General features: G+C 70.4%; 2 protein-coding genes. Both read left to right on the top strand.

Annotated features, from left to right (window positions below; genetic code table 11):
• A partial coding sequence (locus tag P1P75_RS41035) for a PQQ-binding-like beta-propeller repeat protein (RefSeq protein WP_319265012.1) occupies positions 1 to 1422 on the top strand: 1422 nt, incomplete at its 5' end.
• A gap of 291 nt (positions 1423 to 1713) precedes the next feature.
• Positions 1714 to 2406, top strand: coding sequence for a response regulator transcription factor (locus tag P1P75_RS41030; RefSeq protein ID WP_150471406.1), 693 nt, complete (start codon positions 1714 to 1716; stop codon positions 2404 to 2406).
• The last annotated feature ends 91 nt before the right edge of the window (positions 2407 to 2497 follow it).

The following is a 2497-nucleotide window of genomic DNA, read 5'->3' as shown; positions in this document are numbered from 1 at the left end:
GCGGCCGTCGTCGCGATCGCGCTGATCATCGGCGGTGGCGTCTGGTACGCCAATTCCGGTGACGACAAGTCGAACACCGCGAGCACCGGCGGCACGACCGGCGGAGGCGGCGACGAGAAGGGCGACAGCGGCGGCACCGGCGGCACCACGACGTCCGGCGGCACCGAGAAGGTGCCCGGCGACCCGGCCTCCAAGGTCCTCTTCCAGATCCCGGCGCCCGCGGTCGCCAAGGACGACAGCGTCGACGTGACCGGCTCCTGGCTGACCGAGAAGGCGTACGTGAAGTCGGGCATCGCCGAGATCGTCGGCTACGACCCGGCCAAGGGCACGAAGCTCTGGACGGTCAAGCTGCCCGGCCCGATCTGTGCGGCAAGCCGCAAGACCACGGCGGACGGAAAGACCGCGGTGGTCTTCCAGCCGAAGATGCCCACCAAGGACTCCACGTCCGGCTGCAGCGAGGTCGCCGCGATCGACCTCGTCGCGGGCAAGCAGCTGTGGCGCAAGACCGTCACGTCCGGCGACTACCCGATCACCTTCGACAACGTCACCGTGGGCGGCAGCACCGTCGCGCTCGGCGCCACCGAGGGCGGCTCGGCCTTCGACATCACCACCGGCAAGCTGCTGTGGTCCCCGAAGGCGGCCGACACCTGCTACGACGCCGGTTACGGCGGCGGCACCAAGCTGGTCGCGGTACGCAAGTGCGGTACGTACGACGAGCGCGAGCTGCACATCCAGACCATCGACCCGGTCTCCGGGAAGGTGCTCTCCGAGTACAAGATGGCGACCGGCATCGAGTACGCGAGCATCGTGTCGACGGACCCGCTGGTCGTGGCCGCCGACGTCGGCGAGAGTGCCCAGGACGGCAGCGGCATCTCGGACTTCTTCTCCATCGACAACAAGACCGGCAAGCTGCTGACCAAGATCTCGGCGCCGGGTGAGCAGTTCGCGGCCCGCTGCGACGGCATCACCGAGATGGAGAAGTGCGCCGGCATCGCCGTCGGCCCCAACCGGCTGTACCTCCCGACGGAGGAGCACGACGGCACGGGCGAGTACAAGGAGACCAACGAGATCGTCGCCTTCGACCTGACCACCGGCCGGCAGACCGGCCAGCGGGCCGACGCCGGCGACGGCTACACGCTGTTCCCGCTGCGCATGGACGGCACCAACGTCATCGCGTACAAGAGCGCGCCGTACAGGGAAGGCGGACAGGTCGTCAGCATCGACGGCGGTACGTTCAAGCAGACGAAGCTGCTCCAGAACCCGTCGACGGAGTCGGTGCGGGACGCGGAGAGCGGGATGTCTCCCGAATCCTCCGAACTCATCTACGCGCAGGGCCGCCTGTACATGGCCGCCGTGTACGCGCACGACAGCTCCGGCAGAGACAAGGAGTACCTGGCGCTGGCGTTCGGCGCCGGCGGCTGATCGTCGCGCCGCTTGCCCGCACGGCCCCGTCCCTGTTCAGGGGCGGGGCCGTGCACGTACCGCTCATCACCCTCGAATGCGAGGAATTTCGGCGATCCGGGCACTTCTCGCCGGTAGGGGGAGCGCAACGTCGAACAAGCGTGTAGCTTCCGGGGGCATGAAGGGCGGGGTGCCGGGGGGCACCCTTTGTCCGTCTGCGCGTGTGCCGGTATCTATCTGGCTCTGCCTTGCCTGGCTGTCCGTCAGGGCATCCACGGGGGACTGGGGGGTTGCTCGTTGGGAGTGCGGTTGATGGTGGTCGACGACCACCGACTGCTCGCCGAGGCGCTGGCCTCGGCACTGAAACTGCGGGGGCACCGGGTGCTCGCCGCGGCGGCGCCCGCCGCGGGCGCGGCGGAACTGGTGATCACCCGGGCGCCCGAGGTGTGCCTGCTGGGCACGGCGACCCCGGCCGAGCCGGGCATCTTCGACCCGGTCGTCCGCATCAAGCGGGAGCGGCCCCAGGTCGCCGTCCTGGTCCTCGGCCCGGTCCCGAGCCCGCGCGGCATCGCGGCGGCCTTCGCCGCGGGTGCCTCCGGCTACGTACGCCATGACGAGCGCATCGAGGGAGTCGAGCGCGCGATCATGAAGGCCCGGTCGGGAGAGGCCGCGGTGGCCCCCCAACTCCTCCAGGGAGCCTTCAGCGAACTCCTCAACCCCACCGCCCAGCCCGACGACGAGGGCCAACGCCTCCTCCAGCTCCTCACCCCCCGCGAGGTGGAGGTCCTGGTCCGCGTGGCCGACGGCGAGGACACCCGCCTGATCGCCGCCGGCATGAACATCGCCCCCTCCACCGCCCGCACCCACGTCCAACGAGTCCTGATGAAACTGGGAGTGGGGTCGAGGCTGGAGGCAGCGGCCCTGGCGGCCCGGACGGGCCTGCTGGACAGGGCGGGACCGTTGCCGCACGGGCCGCGGGGAGTGGAAGCGGGGTCGGAGTCCTGAAGCTGCGCCCGAGTGGGGACGCGGTGGACTGGTCACAGGCCGCCGGTGCGTATGCCCTTCAGCAGGTGGGCGAGGGTGGCGGGGCTGGTGG

This window comes from Streptomyces sp. ID05-39B (assembly GCF_033794725.1).
GTDB lineage: Bacteria > Actinomycetota > Actinomycetes > Streptomycetales > Streptomycetaceae > Streptomyces > Streptomyces bobili.
The sequence above is the reverse complement of the archived record's forward strand: the minus strand, read 5'-3'. Positions and strand labels throughout refer to the sequence as shown.

What these genes read in the sequence shown, in the direction of transcription:
- P1P75_RS41030 (WP_150471406.1), top strand. Translation starts at nt 1,714, where the DNA reads ATGGTGGTCGACGACCACCGACTGCTCGCCGAGGCGCTGGCCTCGGCA.